The organism is Acidovorax cavernicola (genome assembly GCF_003581445.1).
This window is the reverse complement of sequence record NZ_QXMN01000051.1, coordinates 13,677-29,915: the sequence shown is the minus strand read 5'-3', so window position 1 is coordinate 29,915 and position 16,239 is coordinate 13,677. Positions and strand designations below refer to the sequence as shown.

Here is a 16,239-nt window from a genome sequence, read left to right as displayed (position 1 = left end):
ATCAGCTGCGCGGGATGTCAAGCGCGGAAGACGCACATCGAGGCAGAGCGGCGCCAGGCGCAGCTGCCCACAACGCAACAGGCGAGGAAGACATGAAAGAGCACGGCACCCTCTTCAAGGCCGACATGGTGCGCGCCTTGTACCGCGAAGTGGATCCGAAGACGCAGACGCGCCGGCTTTTCACCAGGCACAACAGTCTGGTCGACGGCCGGCGTGCCACGCCGGCGCTGTGGGCGGATCTGGACTTCGACGCCGCATGGGTCGACGCAGGCCCATCTCCAGCGGGCAACGCCGGCCCGTACCTCAAAGTGCCTCGGCGTAGCGAAGGCACCGTGCACCGCGTGTACGCGACCATTTCGATAGGCGACCGCCTCTGGGTGCGCGAGACATGGGCGCCGGAACAGTACGACGCGCACGCCGCAACCGTTGCCGCGGTCGAGGCAAGCGTGCGTAAGCCAGCCTATCGCGCAGACTTCGAGGGCGAGCCCGCCTACAAATGGCGCCCGGGCATCCACATGCCGCGCGACGCATGCCGGATCGTGCTGGAGGTCACCGCGCTTCGCATCGAACGCCTGCAGCAGATTGGCGAGACTGACGCAATCGCGGAGGGCATCACGTTCACCGACTACGGCCGCAAGTGCGGCCACAAGGGGGGCTGGACAGAGATTGGCGATTGCCCCGCAGCGGAAAACACCCATCCGCAACTTCCTGGCTGGGGCGTGGAGCCCACCAGCCACATGCAGTGCATGCATTCCGCGCCTGCGGCATACGCATCGCTCTGGAGCCAGATCAACGGCGCCGACAGCTGGGCCGCCAACCCCTTTATCCGGGCCTATGAATTCAGGAGGACCGCATCGTGAGCACCGGCACCGCCCCGAAGAGCTATCGTTGGGTCAAGCTGTCGAAGCACTGCGAAGAGACGGGAGACACCCCCGACGCAGTGCACGCCAGGCGTAGGAAGCGCGTGTGGACCGATGGCGTACAGTGCCGCCTCGGGCCAGATGGCAACCTGTACATCAACCCGGAGGAGTACAACACATGGGTGGAAAGTCAGCCCCAGCAATCGCATGCCCACGCGGCGTAAGCATCCGCACCTTCGCGCATGAAGAGCGGATCCAGATTGCTTTCAGCTACCGCGGCACCGAGTGCCGCGAGCTGCTATCCCCCGGCCCGATCAACAAGAGCGCCCTGAACTACGCGTCGGGCCTTCGCTCTGAGATTCAGCGGAAGATCAAGGACGACACGTTCCGCTACGCCGACTACTTCCCCGACAGCCCGCGCGCGAAGCAGTTCGTCGGCAACGCCGGCCGCATCCTGATCGGCAAGCTGCTGCAGGCCCAGCTCGAAATTTACGAGCGCCAGGTGGAGAACAAGCAGCTGTCGCCCAGCACACTCGACGGCTACAGGAAGGCGATCAACAGCGAGCGCATGAAGCATTGGGAGGACAAGCCGCTCAGCGCCGCCACGCCAAGCGCCCTTCGCACGTGGATCGGCGAAATGGAGGTAACGGCCAAGTTTGCCCGCAACCTGCTGACGCCTCTGCGAAGCGTGTTCGAAGACGCGCTCAACGATGACCTGATCACGTTCAACCCGTTCGACCGGATCGCCCTTTCCAAGCTGCTCAAGCAGACCTCGAAGTCGAGCGAGTACGAGATCGACCCCTTCACCGCCGAAGAGCGCGCCACGCTGATCAAGCACGCGCGCGCGGACGAATGGCCTACGGTGCAGTTCTGGTTCAACACAGGGCTTCGGCCTGGCGAGTTGCAGGCGCAGCGCTGGGCGAAGATCGACTTCAAGGCGGCCCAGGCCCGCATCGACGTGAACCAGGTGGCGCGCACCGAGAAAGCCCCGAAGACCGAGGCCGGGATCCGAGACGTCGACCTGAATGCTGACGCGATCGCCGCCCTCGAAGCGCAAAAGGCGGCCAGCCTGCTCGCTGGCGAGCACGTGTGGCTCAACCCGCGCACCGGCAAGGCATGGACGACCGACGCGCAGCTGCGGAAGACGCTTTGGCAACCGCTGTGCACCCGCGCCGGCGTGCGCTACCGCAACCCGTACCAGGTCCGGCACACCTACGCGAGCGCGCTCTTGACGGCGGGCACCAATCCTTGGTATGTCGCCCAGCAGCTCGGGCACACCGACGTGACCATGGTGTTCCAGATTTACGGGAAGTTCATTTCCGAGGACTACCAGAAGCCCAAGGCGCCCAAGCTGCGCGTCGTCGGGCAAGATTGATCATCAGAAAGTTAGGAACCACTATGTTTGTTCTTTTTGTCGGCGGCCTGGCACACGGCGAAACGCACCACGTCGACGACAAGCTGACGGCCGTCGACATGGACGACCCTATCCGGCTCAAGGCCGGCCGACAGCGGTATGAGATCCGCCGCTGGCAGTGGGTAGATGCGGCCCACGGGTATGACGCCGTGGCCGTCAACAGCTTCGTCCTACCGTCGGAGCTGGAGGCGAAGGTCCGCGACGCGCTCGACGAGGCCCGGAAGCGGGCCTGACCCCGCCCAGACAAGCAAGGCCCCTCGCGGGCCTTTTTTTGCGCATGGCGGAACCTGGAGCCGGGGGCGCACGTGCGAATTTACGTGCGAAACACGTGCGAACCCAACGCCAATAAGGGACGGTTCAGGACGGTTTGGGAGGTCCGCCCCCAATGGTCTTTCATTGGCGGCGGTTGTTTGTGATGGTGGAGCTGGGGGGATTTGAACCCCCGTCCGCAAGCCTTTATCGCGCAGTTCTACATGTGTAGTGATCTGATTTGAGTCTCGCTTCCGGAGTCGCGCAGTCACACGCTAAACCGGACGCCAGCACCCTATTTTCTCGCCCCGACCCAAGGTACCCGGATCGGAGCCAGCCCATGTAATTATCCTTGCAGCCGGGAGGTCAGGATTGCTCCAGACCCCCTTGCCCAGCCCATCGGCCAACTGTTGCAAGGCTCACTGGCAATTAAGCAGCGAGTGCGAAACGTTCGTCGTTTGCAGTTAGTTTGTTTGAATCTGTTTTACGAGCGCATTCAGCTCGACATGCCCCGCTGCGACTCCGAACCCACGTCGAAACCAGTGCAGCCCCAAGCGATCCATTTTAGGCGCTATTGAGTAACTTCAAGAGCTCAAGGGGTGAAGAGATTGAAGCGTCGGCCTGCCACAGCGCCGCGTCGGCCTGCGAGCCCATGTAGCCGTACGTCGCCGCCACGGTTCCCATGCCCGCAGCCCGCCCCGCGATGATGTCGCGCTCGTCGTCCCCCACGTAGATGCAGGCGTCGGACGCCACGCCGAGGCGGCGTGCCGCTTCGTACAGCGGTTCGGGGTGCGGCTTGGCGAACGGCGTGGTGTCGCCACTCACGATCGCGCCCGCGCTTGCGAAGAGCGGCATTGCCCCGGTCAGCGGCTCGGTGAAGCGGGCCGACTTGTTGGTGACCACGCCCCAGCGCAAGCCACGCTCACGGATCGCCTCGATCAGCGGTGCCACGCCCTCGAACACGAGGGTGTTGAGCAGCATGCGGCGCTCGTAGGCCACGTAGAACTCCTCGCGCAGTGCATCGAACTCGGGCGCATCGGGCGTGATGCCGAAAGCGATGCCGAGCATGCCGCGCGCACCGGCACCCGCCATCGGGCGGTAGCGCTCCAGCGGATAGGGCTCCAGGCCGCGGTCGGTGCGCATCTTGTCGGCGGCTGCGCCGAGGTCAGGTGCGCTGTCGATCAGCGTGCCGTCGAGGTCGAACAGGATGGCCTTCGTCGTGGTGCTCCCGATCGTCATCCTTGCGCCTCTGGCAGCGCCGGTTTCTGGGTCGCGAAGAGGTAGTTGACGCTGGTGTCGGCGCTGAGCCAGTAGCGCCGGGTCAGCGGGTTGTGCTCCATGCCTCGCGTGTGGCGCAGGTCCAGGTTGGCGGCGCGGCAATAGCTGGCCAGTTCGCTGGGACGAATCAGCTTGGGGTACTCGTGCGTGCCGCGCGGCAGCATGCCCAGGACGTATTCGGCGCCCACGATCGCCAGCATGAAGGCCTTCAGGTTGCGGTTGATGGTCGAGAAGAACACCCAGCCCCCCGGTTTCACCAACGTGGCGCAGGCCTGGATCACCGACGCCGGGTCCGGCACGTGCTCGAGCATCTCCATGCAGGTGACGACATCGAAGCTGGCGGGTTGCTCGGCCGCCAGTGCCTCGGCGCTGACTTCACGGTACTTGACGCCGCGCGTTCCCGCTTCGAGGGCGTGCAGCTGGGCCACCTTGAGCGCCTTGCTCGCCAGGTCGATGCCTAGCACGTCCGCGCCCTTGCGCGCCATCGAGTCGGCCAGGATGCCGCCGCCACAGCCGATATCGACCACGCGCTGGCCCGAAATAGGCGCAATACCGTCAATCCATTCCAGTCGCAATGGATTGATTTCGTGCAGCGGGCGGAATTCGCTCTCCAAATCCCACCACCGATGTGCGAGCTCTGAAAACTTGGCCAGTTCGGCCGGGTCTGCATTCACGTTTTCTGTCATGGGGCAATTATGAAGCGCGCAAAGCCCGACTCGAAAGCAATGGGGCTGTATCAGCACCGCCGTCAATTCGGCAGGCATAAAAAAACCCCGCCGAGGCGGGGTTTTCATTCGTCGATGGAATCGATCGATCAGTTGGCGCGGGTGCCAACCACTTCGATTTCCACGCGACGGTTCTTGGCGCGGCCTTCCTTGGTGCGGTTGTCAGCCACAGGCTGCTTCTCGCCCTTGCCTTCGGTGTAGACGCGGTTGCGTTCGATGCCCTTCGAGACCAGGAAGGCCTTGACGGCTTCGGCGCGACGCACCGACAGACGCTGGTTGTAAGCGTCGGTACCGATGGAGTCGGTGTGACCCACAGCGATGATGACTTCCAGGTTCACGCCACGGATCTTCTCGACCAGGTCGGTCAGCTTGGCGCGACCTTCGGGCTTCAGCACCGACTTGTCGAAGTCGAAGAAGGCGTCAGCAGCGAAGGTGACCTTCGAAGCAGCGACTTGAGCGGGCGGCGGAGCAACCGGAGCGCCAGGCGTGGGAGCCACAGCAGCGGGGGCAGCCGGAATCAGAGCACCGTCGCAACCAGCAGCAGCCGTTGCGGGCGTCCAGTTGGCATCGCGCCAGCACAGTTCGTTCGTGCCGTTCTTCCAGACGAGTTCGCCGGTGCCGTTTTGCCAGTTGTCGATCGTAGGACCGCCGTTCGCAGCGGTGACACGGGTCTGCGCGCCGGCGGCAGTGGCGAGCGCAGCGACTGCAAACATCATCGCCACTTTATTCAGTTTCTTCATGGTTCTCCTCTTGGGGAAAAAGCCGCAGCCGCGCTGCGAATCAAGGACGCTTTAAGTGACCACCACCCAAAACGTTGAGACGATTGTGCCATAGGGTCTTTGGCAAACAGGCCGCTGGACGCCCCCGAAGCGTAGGACGGAGGCGGAATAGAGCCCTTGTGTTGCGGCGGTGCGACACCCCTCACAGCGTAAAATTTCGCCTTCCTGCCGCCAGCCTCCTGCTCATGACCTCTTTCGCCAAAGAAACCCTGCCCATCAGTCTCGAAGAGGAAATGCGCAGCAGCTACCTCGATTACGCCATGAGCGTGATCGTCGGCCGGGCGCTTCCCGACGCCCGCGACGGCCTCAAGCCGGTGCACCGGCGCGTGCTCTACGCGATGCACGAGCTGAACAACGACTGGAACCGACCCTACAAGAAATCGGCCCGTATCGTCGGTGACGTGATCGGTAAGTACCACCCGCACGGCGACCAGTCGGTCTACGACACCATCGTCCGGCTGGCCCAGGACTTCTCGATGCGCCACATGCTGGTCGACGGTCAGGGCAACTTCGGGTCGGTCGACGGCGACAACGCGGCCGCAATGCGTTATACGGAAATCCGGCTGGCCAAAATTGCGCATGAAATGCTGGCCGATATCGACAAGGAAACTGTCGACTTTCAGGACAATTACGACGGTTCCGAAAAAGAACCAAAGGTTTTACCCAGCCAGTTGCCGAATTTGCTGGTCAATGGCTCCGGCGGTATTGCGGTCGGCATGGCCACGAATATCCCGCCGCACAACCTGAATGAAGTGGTGGATGGCTGCCTGCACCTGCTGCGCAACCCGCAGGCGACCATCGACGAACTGATGGAAATCGTGCCGGCGCCCGACTTCCCCACCGCCGGCATCATCTACGGCATCAACGGCGTGAAGGATGGCTACCGCACCGGCCGCGGCAAGGTCGTGATGCGCGCCAAGTGCCACTTCGAGGACATCGACCGCGGCCAGCGCCAGGCGATCATCGTCGACGAGCTCCCCTACCAGGTCAACAAGAAGACGCTGCAGGAGCGCATGGCCGAGCTCGTGCACGAGAAGAAGATCGAAGGCATCAGCCACATCCAGGACGAGTCCGACAAGTCGGGCATGCGCCTTGTGATCGAGCTCAAGCGCGGCGAAGTGCCCGAGGTGGTGCTCAACAACCTCTACAAGCAGACGCAGCTGCAGGACACCTTCGGCATCAACATGGTGGCGCTGGTCGACGGCCAGCCCAAGCTGTGCAACCTGAAGGACCTGATCGAGGTCTTCCTGCAGCATCGCCGCGAAGTGGTCACGCGCCGCACGGTCTTCAACCTGCGCAAGGCCCGCGACCGCGGCCACGTGCTGGAAGGCCTGGCGGTGGCACTCGCGAACATCGACGAGTTCATCCGCATCATCCGCGAATCGCCCACCCCGCCGGTCGCCAAGGCCGAGCTGATGACCCGCAGCTGGGACAGCAAGCTGGTGCGCGAAATGCTCACCCGCACGCGCGCCGACGGCGGCGTGGTCAACGCCGACGACTACCGCCCCGAAGGGCTGGAGCGCGAGTTCGGCATGGGCGGCGACGGCCTCTATCGCCTGTCGGAAACGCAAGCCCAGGAAATCCTGCAGATGCGTCTGCAGCGCCTGACCGGCCTCGAGCAAGACAAGATCGTTGCCGAGTACAAGGAAGTCATGGCCGAGATCGACGACCTGCTCGACATCCTGGCCAAGCCCGAACGCGTCTCGACCATCATTGGCGACGAACTCGGCGAGATCAAGCAGGAGTTCGGCCAGTCGAAGGTCGGCGCCCGCCGCAGCCTGGTCGAGCACAGCGCCTACGACCTCTCGACCGAAGACCTGATCACACCGACCGACATGGTCGTGACACTCTCGCACAGCGGCTACATCAAGAGCCAGCCGCTGGGCGAGTACCGCGCACAAAAACGCGGCGGCCGCGGCAAGCAGGCCACGGCGACGAAGGAAGACGACTGGATCGACCAGCTGTTCATCGCCAACACGCACGACTACATCCTGTGCTTCTCCAACCGCGGCCGGCTGTACTGGCTCAAGGTGTGGGAAGTGCCAGCAGGTTCGCGCGGCTCGCGCGGACGCCCCATCGTCAACATGTTCCCGCTGCAGGAAGGCGAGAAGATCAACGTCGCCCTCGCCCTCACCGGCGAGAAGCGCAACTTCCCGGCCGACCAGTACGTGTTCATGGCGACCTCGATGGGCACGGTCAAGAAGACGGCGCTCGACGAGTTCAGCAACCCGCGCAAGGGCGGCATCATTGCCGTGAACCTCGATGAAGGCGATTACCTCATCGGCGCGGCGCTCACCGACGGCAAGCACGACGTGATGCTCTTCAGCGACAACGGCAAGGCCGTGCGCTTCGACGAAGAAGACGTCCGCCCGCTGGGTCGCAATGCGCGCGGCGTGCGCGGCATGTCGCTCGAACCGGGCCAGGGCGTGATCGCCATGCTGGTGGCCGAGGACGAGCAACAAAGCGTGCTCACCGCCACCGAAAATGGTTACGGAAAACGCACAAGCATTACCGAATACACGCGTCATGGCCGCGGAACCAAAGGCATGATCGCGATTCAACAGAGTGAGCGCAACGGCAAGGTCGTTGCCGCCACGCTCGTTCATGCGGACGATGAGATCATGCTCATCACCGACAAGGGTGTGCTCGTACGCACCCGTGTGGCCGAGATTCGCGAACTGGGTCGCGCGACGCAAGGCGTCACGCTGATCGGGCTCGACGAAGGCGCCAAACTCAGCGGACTTCAACGCATCGTCGAAAACGACGCGAACGGCGAAGGCGAGCCGGACGCAGACGATACTTCCACATCTTCAACGGAGAATCCTCAGTGAAAAAACAACTCAAGCTCGCACTCCTGACCGCTGCCCTGGCCGGTTCGTCCATGGCCGCGATGGCCCAGGACAAGGCCACGCTGATCAAGCAGTTCATCGAGATCCAGCGCCCCGGCATCGAGTCGCTGGCACGCGGCCTGATCGAGCAGTCGAGCGCCCCCATCGCGCAAGCCGGTTCGCAGTACCTGCAGACCCAGGTGCCCGAAGCCAAGCGCGAATCCGCAGCCAAGGCCGCTGACGCCGAACTGAAGAAGTACTTCGACGAGGCCTACCCGCTCGTGCGCGACAAAGCCGTGCAGATCGCGCCGGGCGCACTCACGCCCATCCTCGAGCAGAACTTCAGCGAAGACGAACTCAAGCAGCTGCTGGCCTGGATCAACTCGCCCCTGAGCAAGAAGTACCAGGAACTGAACCCGAAGATGCAGACCGCTCTGACGGAAAAGCTGGTGACCGAAACCCGCGCCACCATCGAACCGAAGATGCGCGCACTCGACACCAACGTCGCCAAGGCACTCGGTGCTCCGACCGATGCCGCTCCCGCCAAGGCACCCGCTGCCAAGGCTCCCGCCAAGAAGTAAAGCAACGTGATCCAGCAGCAGACGCCGGCCGGCAAGCGCCCCTACAACTTTTCGGCCGGTCCGGCTGCCATGCCGGAGGCGGTGCTGCAACGCGCCGCCTCCGAGATGCTCGACTGGCAGGGCAGTGGCATGAGCGTGATGGAAATGAGCCATCGCGGCAAGGAATTCGGCGCGATCTGCGCGCAGGCCGAAGCCGACATCCGCACGCTGCTGGCCATCCCCTCGCACTTTCACATCCTATTCATGCAGGGTGGCGGCCTCGGCGAGAACGCCATCGTGCCGCTGAACCTGTCGCGCGGCGGCGCTACCGACTTTGTCGTCACCGGCAGCTGGAGCGCCAAATCGCACAAGGAAGCACAGCGCTACTGCACCGCCCGCGTGGCGGCGAGCAACGCCGACAACCAGCACACGAAGCTGCCTGATCCCGCAAGCTGGCAGCTCTCCGACGATGCCTCGTACGTGCATGTGTGCAGCAACGAGACCATCAACGGCATCGAGTTCCAGCAACTGCCCGATCTGGCCGCACTCGGCAGCAAGGCGCCGCTGGTCATCGATTTTTCATCGCATGTGGCCTCGCGCAGCGTCGACTGGAGCCGCGTCGGCCTGGCCTTCGGTGGCGCCCAGAAGAACCTCGGCCCCGCCGGCCTGACCATCGTGGTCGTGCGCGACGACCTGCTGGGCCACGCGCTCGAGATCTGCCCGAGCGCGTTCAACTACAAGACCGTGGCCGACAACCAGTCCATGTACAACACCCCGCCGACCTGGGGCATCTACATGGCGGGGCTCACGTTCCAGTGGCTGCTGCAGCAGACCGAAGGTGCGCTTACCGGCATCGCCGCCATGGAGCAGCGCAACGTCGAAAAGGCCAGGCTGCTGTACGGCTTCATCGACGGCTCCGATTTCTACGCCAACCGGATCGACCCGGCCTGCCGCTCGCGCATGAACGTGCCGTTCTTCCTGGCCGACGAAGGTCGCAACGAAGCCTTCCTGGCCGGTGCGCGCGAAGCCGGGCTGCTGCAGCTCAAGGGCCACAAGTCGGTCGGCGGCATGCGTGCAAGCATCTACAACGCCATGCCGCTGGCAGGGGTGCAGGCCTTGGTGGCCTACATGAGAGAATTCGAGCGATCGCATGCGTAGGCGCATGCCCTGTTGCTCGCACCGATGACCGCCTCTGCCCCCACACCACCCACCACTCCCGACAATTCCGAAAGCCTGGCCGGTCTGCGCGTGCAGATCGACTCCCTCGACCAGCGGCTCCTGAGCCTGCTCAATGAGCGCGCCCATGTGGCCGAGCTGGTCGGTGAGGTCAAGAAGCGCGAAGGCACGCCCTTCTTCCGTCCCGACCGCGTCGCGCAGGTCATCGACAAGATGCAAAAGAGCAATGGCGGTCCGCTGAAGGATCTCCATGTCGCGGCCATCTGGCGCGAGATCATGTCGGCCTGCCTGGCACTCGAATCGCCCCAACGCGTGGCCGTGCTCGGCCCCGAAGGCACCTTCTGCGAACAGGCCGCCATCGAGTATTTCGGCGGCGCCGCCGACCTGATCTATTGCGCCAGCTTCGACGAGGTGTTCCACGCCACGGCGGCAGGCAGCGCTCAGTACGGCGTGGTCGGTGTCGAGAACTCGACCGAAGGCGTGGTCACGCGCTCGCTCGACCTGTTCCTGCACTCGCCCACCCACGTCGTCGGCGAAGTCAGCCTGCTGGTACGCCATCACCTGATGCGCAGCAGCAATTCGCTCGAAGGTGTCGAGGCTGTGCTGGCCCACCCGCAGGCGTTGGCGCAGTGCCAGACCTGGCTGTCCAAGCACCTGCCCAACGCCGAGCGGCGCGCCGTGTCGAGCAACGCCGAGGGCGCGCGTCTGGCCGCCACCAACCCGGCCTGGGCCGCGCTGGCCGGCGAACGCGCCGCCACCCGCTTCGGCCTGCACATCGTGGCGCACGCCATCCAGGACGACTCCTACAACCGCACCCGCTTTTCGGTGATCTGCCTGCCGCAGACGCTGGCCATGCCGCCGGCTTCGGGCAAGGACTGCACGAGCCTGATCGTCTCGGTGCCGAACCGCCCCGGCGCAGTGCACGACCTGCTGGTGCCGCTGAAGGCCAACAACGTGTCGATGACGCGTTTCGAATCGCGCCCCGCGCGCACCGGCCAGTGGGAGTACTACTTCTACATCGACCTCGACGGCCATCCCTCGCAGCCCAACGTGGCTGCGGCGCTGGCCGAACTGCGCGGCCTCTGCGCCTTCTACAAGGTGCTCGGCGCCTACCCGATCAAAGCCTGAGCCGAACGGACCGACCGATGTTCGAGCAACTGGGATTGATCGGCTGCGGCCTGATGGGCGGCTCCTTTGCGCTCGCGCTCAAGCGCGCGAAGCTGGTGAAACGCGTGGTGGGCTACAGCAAGTCGCCCTCCACCACCGAGCGGGCACGCCAGCTGGGCGTGATCGACGTGGCGGCGCCGTCGGCGTTGCTGGCGGTGTCGGGCGCCGACATCGTGCTGCTGGCGGTACCGGTGGCCGCGTCGGAGGCCACCTTCAAGGCCATCCGCCACGGCATCTCGACCGACACGCTGGTGATGGACGTGGGCTCGACCAAGGGCGACGTGATCGAGGCTGCGCGCAACGGTCTGCAAAAGCAGTTCGCGAACTTCGTGCCGGCCCATCCGATCGCCGGCAAGGAAGTCTCCGGCATCGAGCACGCCGAAGCGTCGCTCTTCACCGGCCGTCAGGTCGTACTGACGCCCGTCAAGACCACGCTGCGATCGAACGTGCAACGTGCGTCGCAGGCCTGGAGCGGCATCGGCGCCAACGTCGTCACCATGACGCATGAAGCGCACGACGCAGCCTTCGCCGCCGTGAGCCACCTGCCGCACCTGCTGGCGTTCGCCTACCTCAACGCCCTCACCGACCAGCCGCAAGGCGACCGCTTCCTGAGCCTCGCAGGGCCGGGCTTTCGCGACTTTTCGCGCATCGCCGCCAGCGATCCGGTCATGTGGCGCGACGTGCTGCTCGCCAACCGCGAGCAGGTGCTGCAGCAGTCGCAGGCTTTCCGCAAGGCGCTGGAAGACCTCGAAACACTGATGACCGCCGGCGACCTGCAGGGGCTGGAGCAATCCATCGCCGCCGCCAGCAAGGCACGCGCCGCCTGGAAGCCGAATTCGAGCGCCGACGCTCTGGCCCAGCAGGACAGCTGACATGTTCTCGACCGCCTTCCTCGACCTTCCGCCCCTCGCGGGCGCCGCCGGCACGGTCCGGCTGCCGGGCTCCAAGAGCATCTCCAACCGCGTGCTGCTGCTGGCCGCGCTGGCCAGCGGCACTACCACGATCCACGACCTGCTCGATTCCGACGACACGCGCGTGATGCTCGGCGCCCTGCGCGCGTTGGGCTGCGGCATCGAGCCGGCCGGCAGTTCGCTGCGCATCACGGGCCTCGGCGGCCAGTTGCCGCCATCGCTGGGCACCACGCTGCTGCCGCTGTTCCTGGGCAATGCCGGCACAGCCATGCGTCCACTGACCGCGGCGCTGTCGCTGCTCGGCGGCGAGTTCGAACTCAGCGGCGTGCCCCGCATGCACGAACGCCCGATCGGCGACCTGGTCGACGCGCTCACCCAGCTCGGCTGCCGCATCGACTACCTCGGCAACCCCGGCTACCCGCCGCTGCGCATCCACCCGGTGTCGCACGACGAGCTGGCGCTGGGCGCACCCATCCGCGTGCGCGGCGACGTGTCGAGCCAGTTCCTGACCGCTCTGCTGCTGGCGCTGCCGCTCGCGGCGGCCAACGACATCGTGATCGAGGTGGTCGGCGAGCTGATTTCCAAGCCCTACATCGAGATCACACTGAACCTGCTGGCGCGTTTCGGCATCACGGTGCGGCGCGACGGCTGGGAGCGCTTCACCATCCCCGCCGGCAGCCGCTACAGCTCGCCGGGTGAGATCCACGTCGAGGCGGACGCCTCGTCTGCTAGCTATTTCATAGCACTCGGCGCCATTGCGACAGGCGTTTCGGGCCAGGATGGCATCCGGATCGAAGGCGTCGGCGCGGCCTCGATCCAGGGCGATATCCGCTTCATCGACGCGGCCAAGCAGATGGGCGCGCTGGTCGACAGCGGCCCGAACTGGCTCGAAATCCGTCGCGGCGCCTGGCCCCTCAAGGCCATCGACCTCGACGCCAACCACATCCCCGATGCCGCCATGACGCTGGCCGTCATGGCGCTGTACGCCGACGGTCCGAGCCTGCTGCGCAACATCGCGAGCTGGCGCGTGAAGGAAACCGACCGCATCGACGCCATGGCCAACGAGTTGCAGAAGCTCGGCGCCACGGTCGAGGCCGGCCCGGATTTCATCCGAATCCACCCGCTGCCCGTGGCCGACTGGCTGCCCGCCAGCATCCGTACCTATGACGACCACCGGGTCGCCATGTGCTTCTCGCTCGCGGCCTTCAACCCGGCCGGCGTGCCTGTGCGCATCCTCGAGCCGCACTGCGTCGCCAAGACCTTCCCCGACTACTTCGAAACCCTGTTCTCGGTGGCCGAGGCTTCCGAAGTGCCGGTGATCTGCATCGACGGTCCGACCGCCTCGGGCAAGGGCACGCTGGCGGCCGAGGTGGCACGCCTGCTGGGCTACCACTACCTCGATTCAGGCTCGCTCTACCGCGTGACCGGGCTTGCCGCCCGCCGTGCCGGCCTGGAGGCCAATGCCGCGAACGAAGCGCAGATCGCCGCCCTCGCCGCCGCCCTGCCCCTGCAGTTCACCGAGGGCAAGGTGCTGCTGGCCGGCGAAGACGTGAGCGACGACATCCGCACCGAGGCCGCCGGCATGGACGCCTCCCGCGTCTCTGCCCTGCCCGCCGTGCGCGAGGCGCTGCAAGACCTGCAGCACCGCTTCCGCCGTCTGCCCGGGCTGGTGGCGGACGGGCGCGACATGGGCACCGTGATCTTCCCCGACGCGGCGCTCAAGGTGTTCCTCACGGCCGGCGCCGCACAGCGCGCCGAACGGCGCCATAAGCAGTTGATTTCAAAGGGTATTTCGACTACACTCGACAGTCTTCGCTCCGACTTGGAAGCACGTGACGCCCGGGACTCCTCCCGCAGCGTCGCTCCTTTGAAGCCGGCGCAGGACGCTCGTCACCTCGACAACTCCCAACTGTCCATCGAACACTCGATCGACACGGTGTTGAACTGGTGGCAACAAGTACAGCCTTTCAAGTCCGCTTGAAAGGCTCGCGCCCACCGGGTTTCCGGGTGGCGCCTACCGCTCCAGCAGGCTCCTTCCGCGCGACAGCGCACTGGCCTGCTGGTTGTTCAACCAACCGGGCTCATGCCCACAACCTAACCGCCGTCTACAGACCCACAGCAGCCGCACGCAATTTCGCAAGAGCGCCTGCCAACCCTGCCTGACGGAAGGAACCATAAATGTCTGAATCTTTTGCCGACCTATTCGAAGAGTCCCTGAAGCGTTCCGAAATGCGCAGCGGCGAGGTCATCACCGCCGAAGTCGTGCGTGTCGAACACAACCACGTCGTCGTCAACGCCGGTCTGAAGTCCGAAGCGTATGTGCCGATCGAAGAGTTCAAGAACGACAAGGGCGAACTCGAAGTCCAGGCCGGCGATTTCGTTTCCGTTGCCATCGGCAGCGTTGAAAACGGCTACGGCGACACCATCCTCTCGCGCGACACCGCCAAGCGTCTGGCTTCGTGGCTCGCCCTGGAGAAGGCCCTGGAATCGGGCGACTTCGTCACCGGTACCACCAGCGGCAAGGTCAAGGGCGGCCTGACCGTTCTGGTCAACGGCATCCGTGCATTCCTGCCGGGCTCGCTGATCGACACGCGTCCGATCAAGGACCTGACCCCGTACGAGAACAAGACCCTCGAATTCAAGGTCATCAAGCTCGATCGCAAGCGCAACAACGTCGTGCTGTCGCGCCGTGCCGTGGTCGAAGCCAGCATGGGCGAAGAGCGCGCCAAGCTGATGGAAACGCTGAAGGAAGGCGCAGTCGTGCGCGGTGTGGTCAAGAACATCACCGAATACGGCGCGTTCGTGGACCTCGGCGGCATCGACGGCCTGCTGCACATCACCGACATGGCATGGCGCCGTGTCCGCCACCCGAGCGAAGTCGTTCAGGCCGGCCAGGAAATCACCGCCAAGATCCTCAAGTTCGACACCGAGAAGAACCGTGTCTCGCTGGGTCTGAAGCAAATGGGTGACGACCCGTGGATGGGCGTTTCGCGCCGCTACCCGCAATCGACCCGCCTGTTCGGCAAGGTCACGAACATCGCCGACTACGGCGCGTTCGTCGAGCTCGAACCCGGCATCGAAGGCCTGGTGCACGTCTCCGAAATGGACTGGACCAACAAGAACATCGCTCCGAACAAGATCGTCTCGCTGGGCGACGAAGTCGAAGTCATGGTCCTGGAGATCGACGAAGACAAGCGCCGCATCAGCCTGGGCATGAAGCAGTGCAAGGCCAACCCGTGGCAAGAGTTCGCTCAGAACACGAAGCGTGGCGACCGCGTCAAGGGCCCGATCAAGTCGATCACCGACTTCGGCGTGTTCGTGGGTCTGGCTGCCGGCATCGACGGCCTGGTGCACCTGTCGGACCTCTCGTGGAACGAAGCCGGCGAAACCGCCGTTCGCAACTACAAGAAGGGCCAGGAAGTCGAAGCGCTCGTGCTGGCTGTGGACGTCGACCGCGAACGCATCTCGCTGGGCATCAAGCAGCTCGACAGCGATCCGTTCACCACGTTCACCACCGTGAACGACAAGGGCCAGATCGTGACCGGCAAGGTCAAGACCGTGGACGCCCGCGGCGCTGAAATCGACCTCGGCGAAGACATCATCGGCTACCTGCGTGCTTCGGAAATCTCGCGCGACCGCGTCGAAGATGCCCGCAACGTGCTGAAGGAAGGCGACGAAGTCACCGCCATCGTCGTGAATGTGGATCGCAAGACCCGCAACATCCAGCTGTCGATCAAGCAGAAGGACATGGTCGACGAACAAGGCGCCATGGCCAGCCTGAGCCAGCAGTCGGCACGCGAAAACGCGGGCACGACCAGCCTGGGCGCCCTGCTGCGCGCCAAGCTCGACAACAGCGACAACAAGTAAGCTGAGTCCGAAGACAGAGGCAGGCCCCCGGGGCCACTCTGTCTTTTTTTTCGTCCACGTTTTTCGTTTATGTTTGGCCTATGACCCGCTCAGACCTCGTCGAAGAACTCGCAGCCCGTTTCGCGCAGCTCACGCACCGCGATGCCGAATACGCCGTCAAGACCATCCTGGACGCGATGAGCGACGCGCTGGTGCGCGGACACCGCATCGAGATCCGTGGCTTCGGCAGCTTCTCGGTCAACCGCCGTCCGCCGCGCATCGGCCGCAACCCGCGTTCGGGCGAGAGCGTGCAGATTCCCGAGAAACGGGTGCCGCACTTCAAGCCGGGCAAGGCGTTGCGCGAGGCTGTCGACGCCAAGACCGCCGAGCTCGATGCAGGCAAGGAAGCCGCCGGTCGCAAGGCCTGATGGCAGGGCCGTCCCGAC

Annotated in this window: 15 protein-coding genes and 1 other RNA gene; 12 read left to right on the top strand and 4 right to left on the bottom strand. The window is 64.7% G+C overall.

Annotated features, from left to right (window positions below; translation table 11 throughout):
* Window positions 1-92 precede the first annotated feature (92 nt).
* The 4 genes from D3H34_RS27310 to D3H34_RS27295 are packed head-to-tail and all read left to right on the top strand — an operon-like array spanning window position 93 to window position 2,507.
* Window positions 93-860 carry a hypothetical protein gene (locus D3H34_RS27310; RefSeq protein ID WP_119557624.1) on the top strand — a complete coding sequence of 256 codons (768 nt, stop codon included), beginning with the start codon at window positions 93-95 and terminating at the stop codon, window positions 858-860.
* Entirely contained in the window at window positions 857-1,084 is a 228-nt protein-coding gene (gene xisR, locus D3H34_RS27305) for an excisionase family protein (RefSeq protein WP_119557621.1), read from the top strand. Before D3H34_RS27310 ends, xisR begins: the two co-directional genes overlap by 4 nt.
* On the top strand, window positions 1,039-2,235 hold the full coding sequence (locus D3H34_RS27300; RefSeq protein ID WP_119557620.1) for a site-specific integrase: 1,197 nt from the start codon (window positions 1,039-1,041) through the stop codon (window positions 2,233-2,235). Before xisR ends, D3H34_RS27300 begins: the two co-directional genes overlap by 46 nt.
* A 23-nt stretch (window positions 2,236-2,258) precedes the next feature.
* Window positions 2,259-2,507: a hypothetical protein gene (locus tag D3H34_RS27295; RefSeq protein ID WP_119557618.1), complete on the top strand. Its 249-nt coding sequence runs from the start codon at window positions 2,259-2,261 to the stop codon at window positions 2,505-2,507.
* A 183-nt stretch (window positions 2,508-2,690) separates the two neighbouring features.
* On the opposite strand, the gene ssrA is transcribed toward D3H34_RS27295, so the two are convergent.
* The 4 genes from ssrA to ompA all read right to left on the bottom strand — a co-directional run bounded on the left by ssrA (window position 2,691) and on the right by ompA (window position 5,266).
* Window positions 2,691-3,075, bottom strand: a transfer-messenger RNA (tmRNA) gene (ssrA, locus tag D3H34_RS27290).
* Window positions 3,076-3,087: 12 nt separating this feature from the next.
* Window positions 3,088-3,762, bottom strand: a complete 675-nt coding sequence (locus D3H34_RS27285; RefSeq protein ID WP_205736821.1) for an HAD family hydrolase — start codon at window positions 3,760-3,762, stop codon at window positions 3,088-3,090.
* A complete protein-coding gene (gene ubiG, locus D3H34_RS27280; protein WP_119557615.1) occupies window positions 3,759-4,487 on the bottom strand; it encodes a bifunctional 2-polyprenyl-6-hydroxyphenol methylase/3-demethylubiquinol 3-O-methyltransferase UbiG in 729 nt (242 codons plus the stop codon). The genes D3H34_RS27285 and ubiG overlap by 4 nt, the downstream gene beginning before the upstream one ends.
* 128 nt (window positions 4,488-4,615) lie before the next feature.
* Complete coding sequence (gene ompA / locus D3H34_RS27275; protein WP_119557613.1) at window positions 4,616-5,266, bottom strand: outer membrane protein OmpA; 651 nt, start codon at window positions 5,264-5,266, stop codon at window positions 4,616-4,618.
* A 224-nt stretch (window positions 5,267-5,490) separates the two neighbouring features.
* Here ompA and gyrA point away from each other — a divergent pair, with 224 nt between their 5' ends.
* The 8 genes from gyrA to D3H34_RS27235 all read left to right on the top strand — a co-directional run bounded on the left by gyrA (window position 5,491) and on the right by D3H34_RS27235 (window position 16,221).
* A complete protein-coding gene (gyrA, locus tag D3H34_RS27270; RefSeq protein ID WP_119557611.1) occupies window positions 5,491-8,136 on the top strand; it encodes a DNA gyrase subunit A in 2,646 nt (881 codons plus the stop codon).
* Complete coding sequence (locus D3H34_RS27265) at window positions 8,133-8,714, top strand: DUF2059 domain-containing protein (protein ID WP_286186296.1); 582 nt, start codon at window positions 8,133-8,135, stop codon at window positions 8,712-8,714. Before gyrA ends, D3H34_RS27265 begins: the two co-directional genes overlap by 4 nt.
* A gap of 6 nt (window positions 8,715-8,720) precedes the next feature.
* The gene (gene serC / locus D3H34_RS27260) at window positions 8,721-9,851 is read left to right on the top strand and encodes a 3-phosphoserine/phosphohydroxythreonine transaminase (RefSeq protein ID WP_119557610.1); all 1,131 of its coding nucleotides are present in this window, start codon (window positions 8,721-8,723) and stop codon (window positions 9,849-9,851) included.
* Window positions 9,852-9,875: 24 nt separating this feature from the next.
* Window positions 9,876-10,997: a prephenate dehydratase gene (gene pheA, locus D3H34_RS27255; protein ID WP_119557608.1), complete on the top strand. Its 1,122-nt coding sequence runs from the start codon at window positions 9,876-9,878 to the stop codon at window positions 10,995-10,997.
* Between the two features lie 17 nt (window positions 10,998-11,014).
* On the top strand, window positions 11,015-11,908 hold the full coding sequence (locus tag D3H34_RS27250; protein WP_119557606.1) for a prephenate dehydrogenase: 894 nt from the start codon (window positions 11,015-11,017) through the stop codon (window positions 11,906-11,908).
* Window position 11,909: 1 nt separating this feature from the next.
* Complete coding sequence (locus D3H34_RS27245; RefSeq protein ID WP_119557604.1) at window positions 11,910-13,928, top strand: bifunctional 3-phosphoshikimate 1-carboxyvinyltransferase/cytidylate kinase; 2,019 nt, start codon at window positions 11,910-11,912, stop codon at window positions 13,926-13,928.
* A gap of 197 nt (window positions 13,929-14,125) precedes the next feature.
* Window positions 14,126-15,814 carry a 30S ribosomal protein S1 gene (gene rpsA / locus D3H34_RS27240; RefSeq protein WP_119557602.1) on the top strand — a complete coding sequence of 563 codons (1,689 nt, stop codon included), beginning with the start codon at window positions 14,126-14,128 and terminating at the stop codon, window positions 15,812-15,814.
* An 80-nt stretch (window positions 15,815-15,894) separates the two neighbouring features.
* Window positions 15,895-16,221, top strand: coding sequence for an integration host factor subunit beta (locus tag D3H34_RS27235; RefSeq protein ID WP_056582668.1), 327 nt, complete (start codon window positions 15,895-15,897; stop codon window positions 16,219-16,221).
* The last annotated feature ends 18 nt before the right edge of the window (window positions 16,222-16,239 follow it).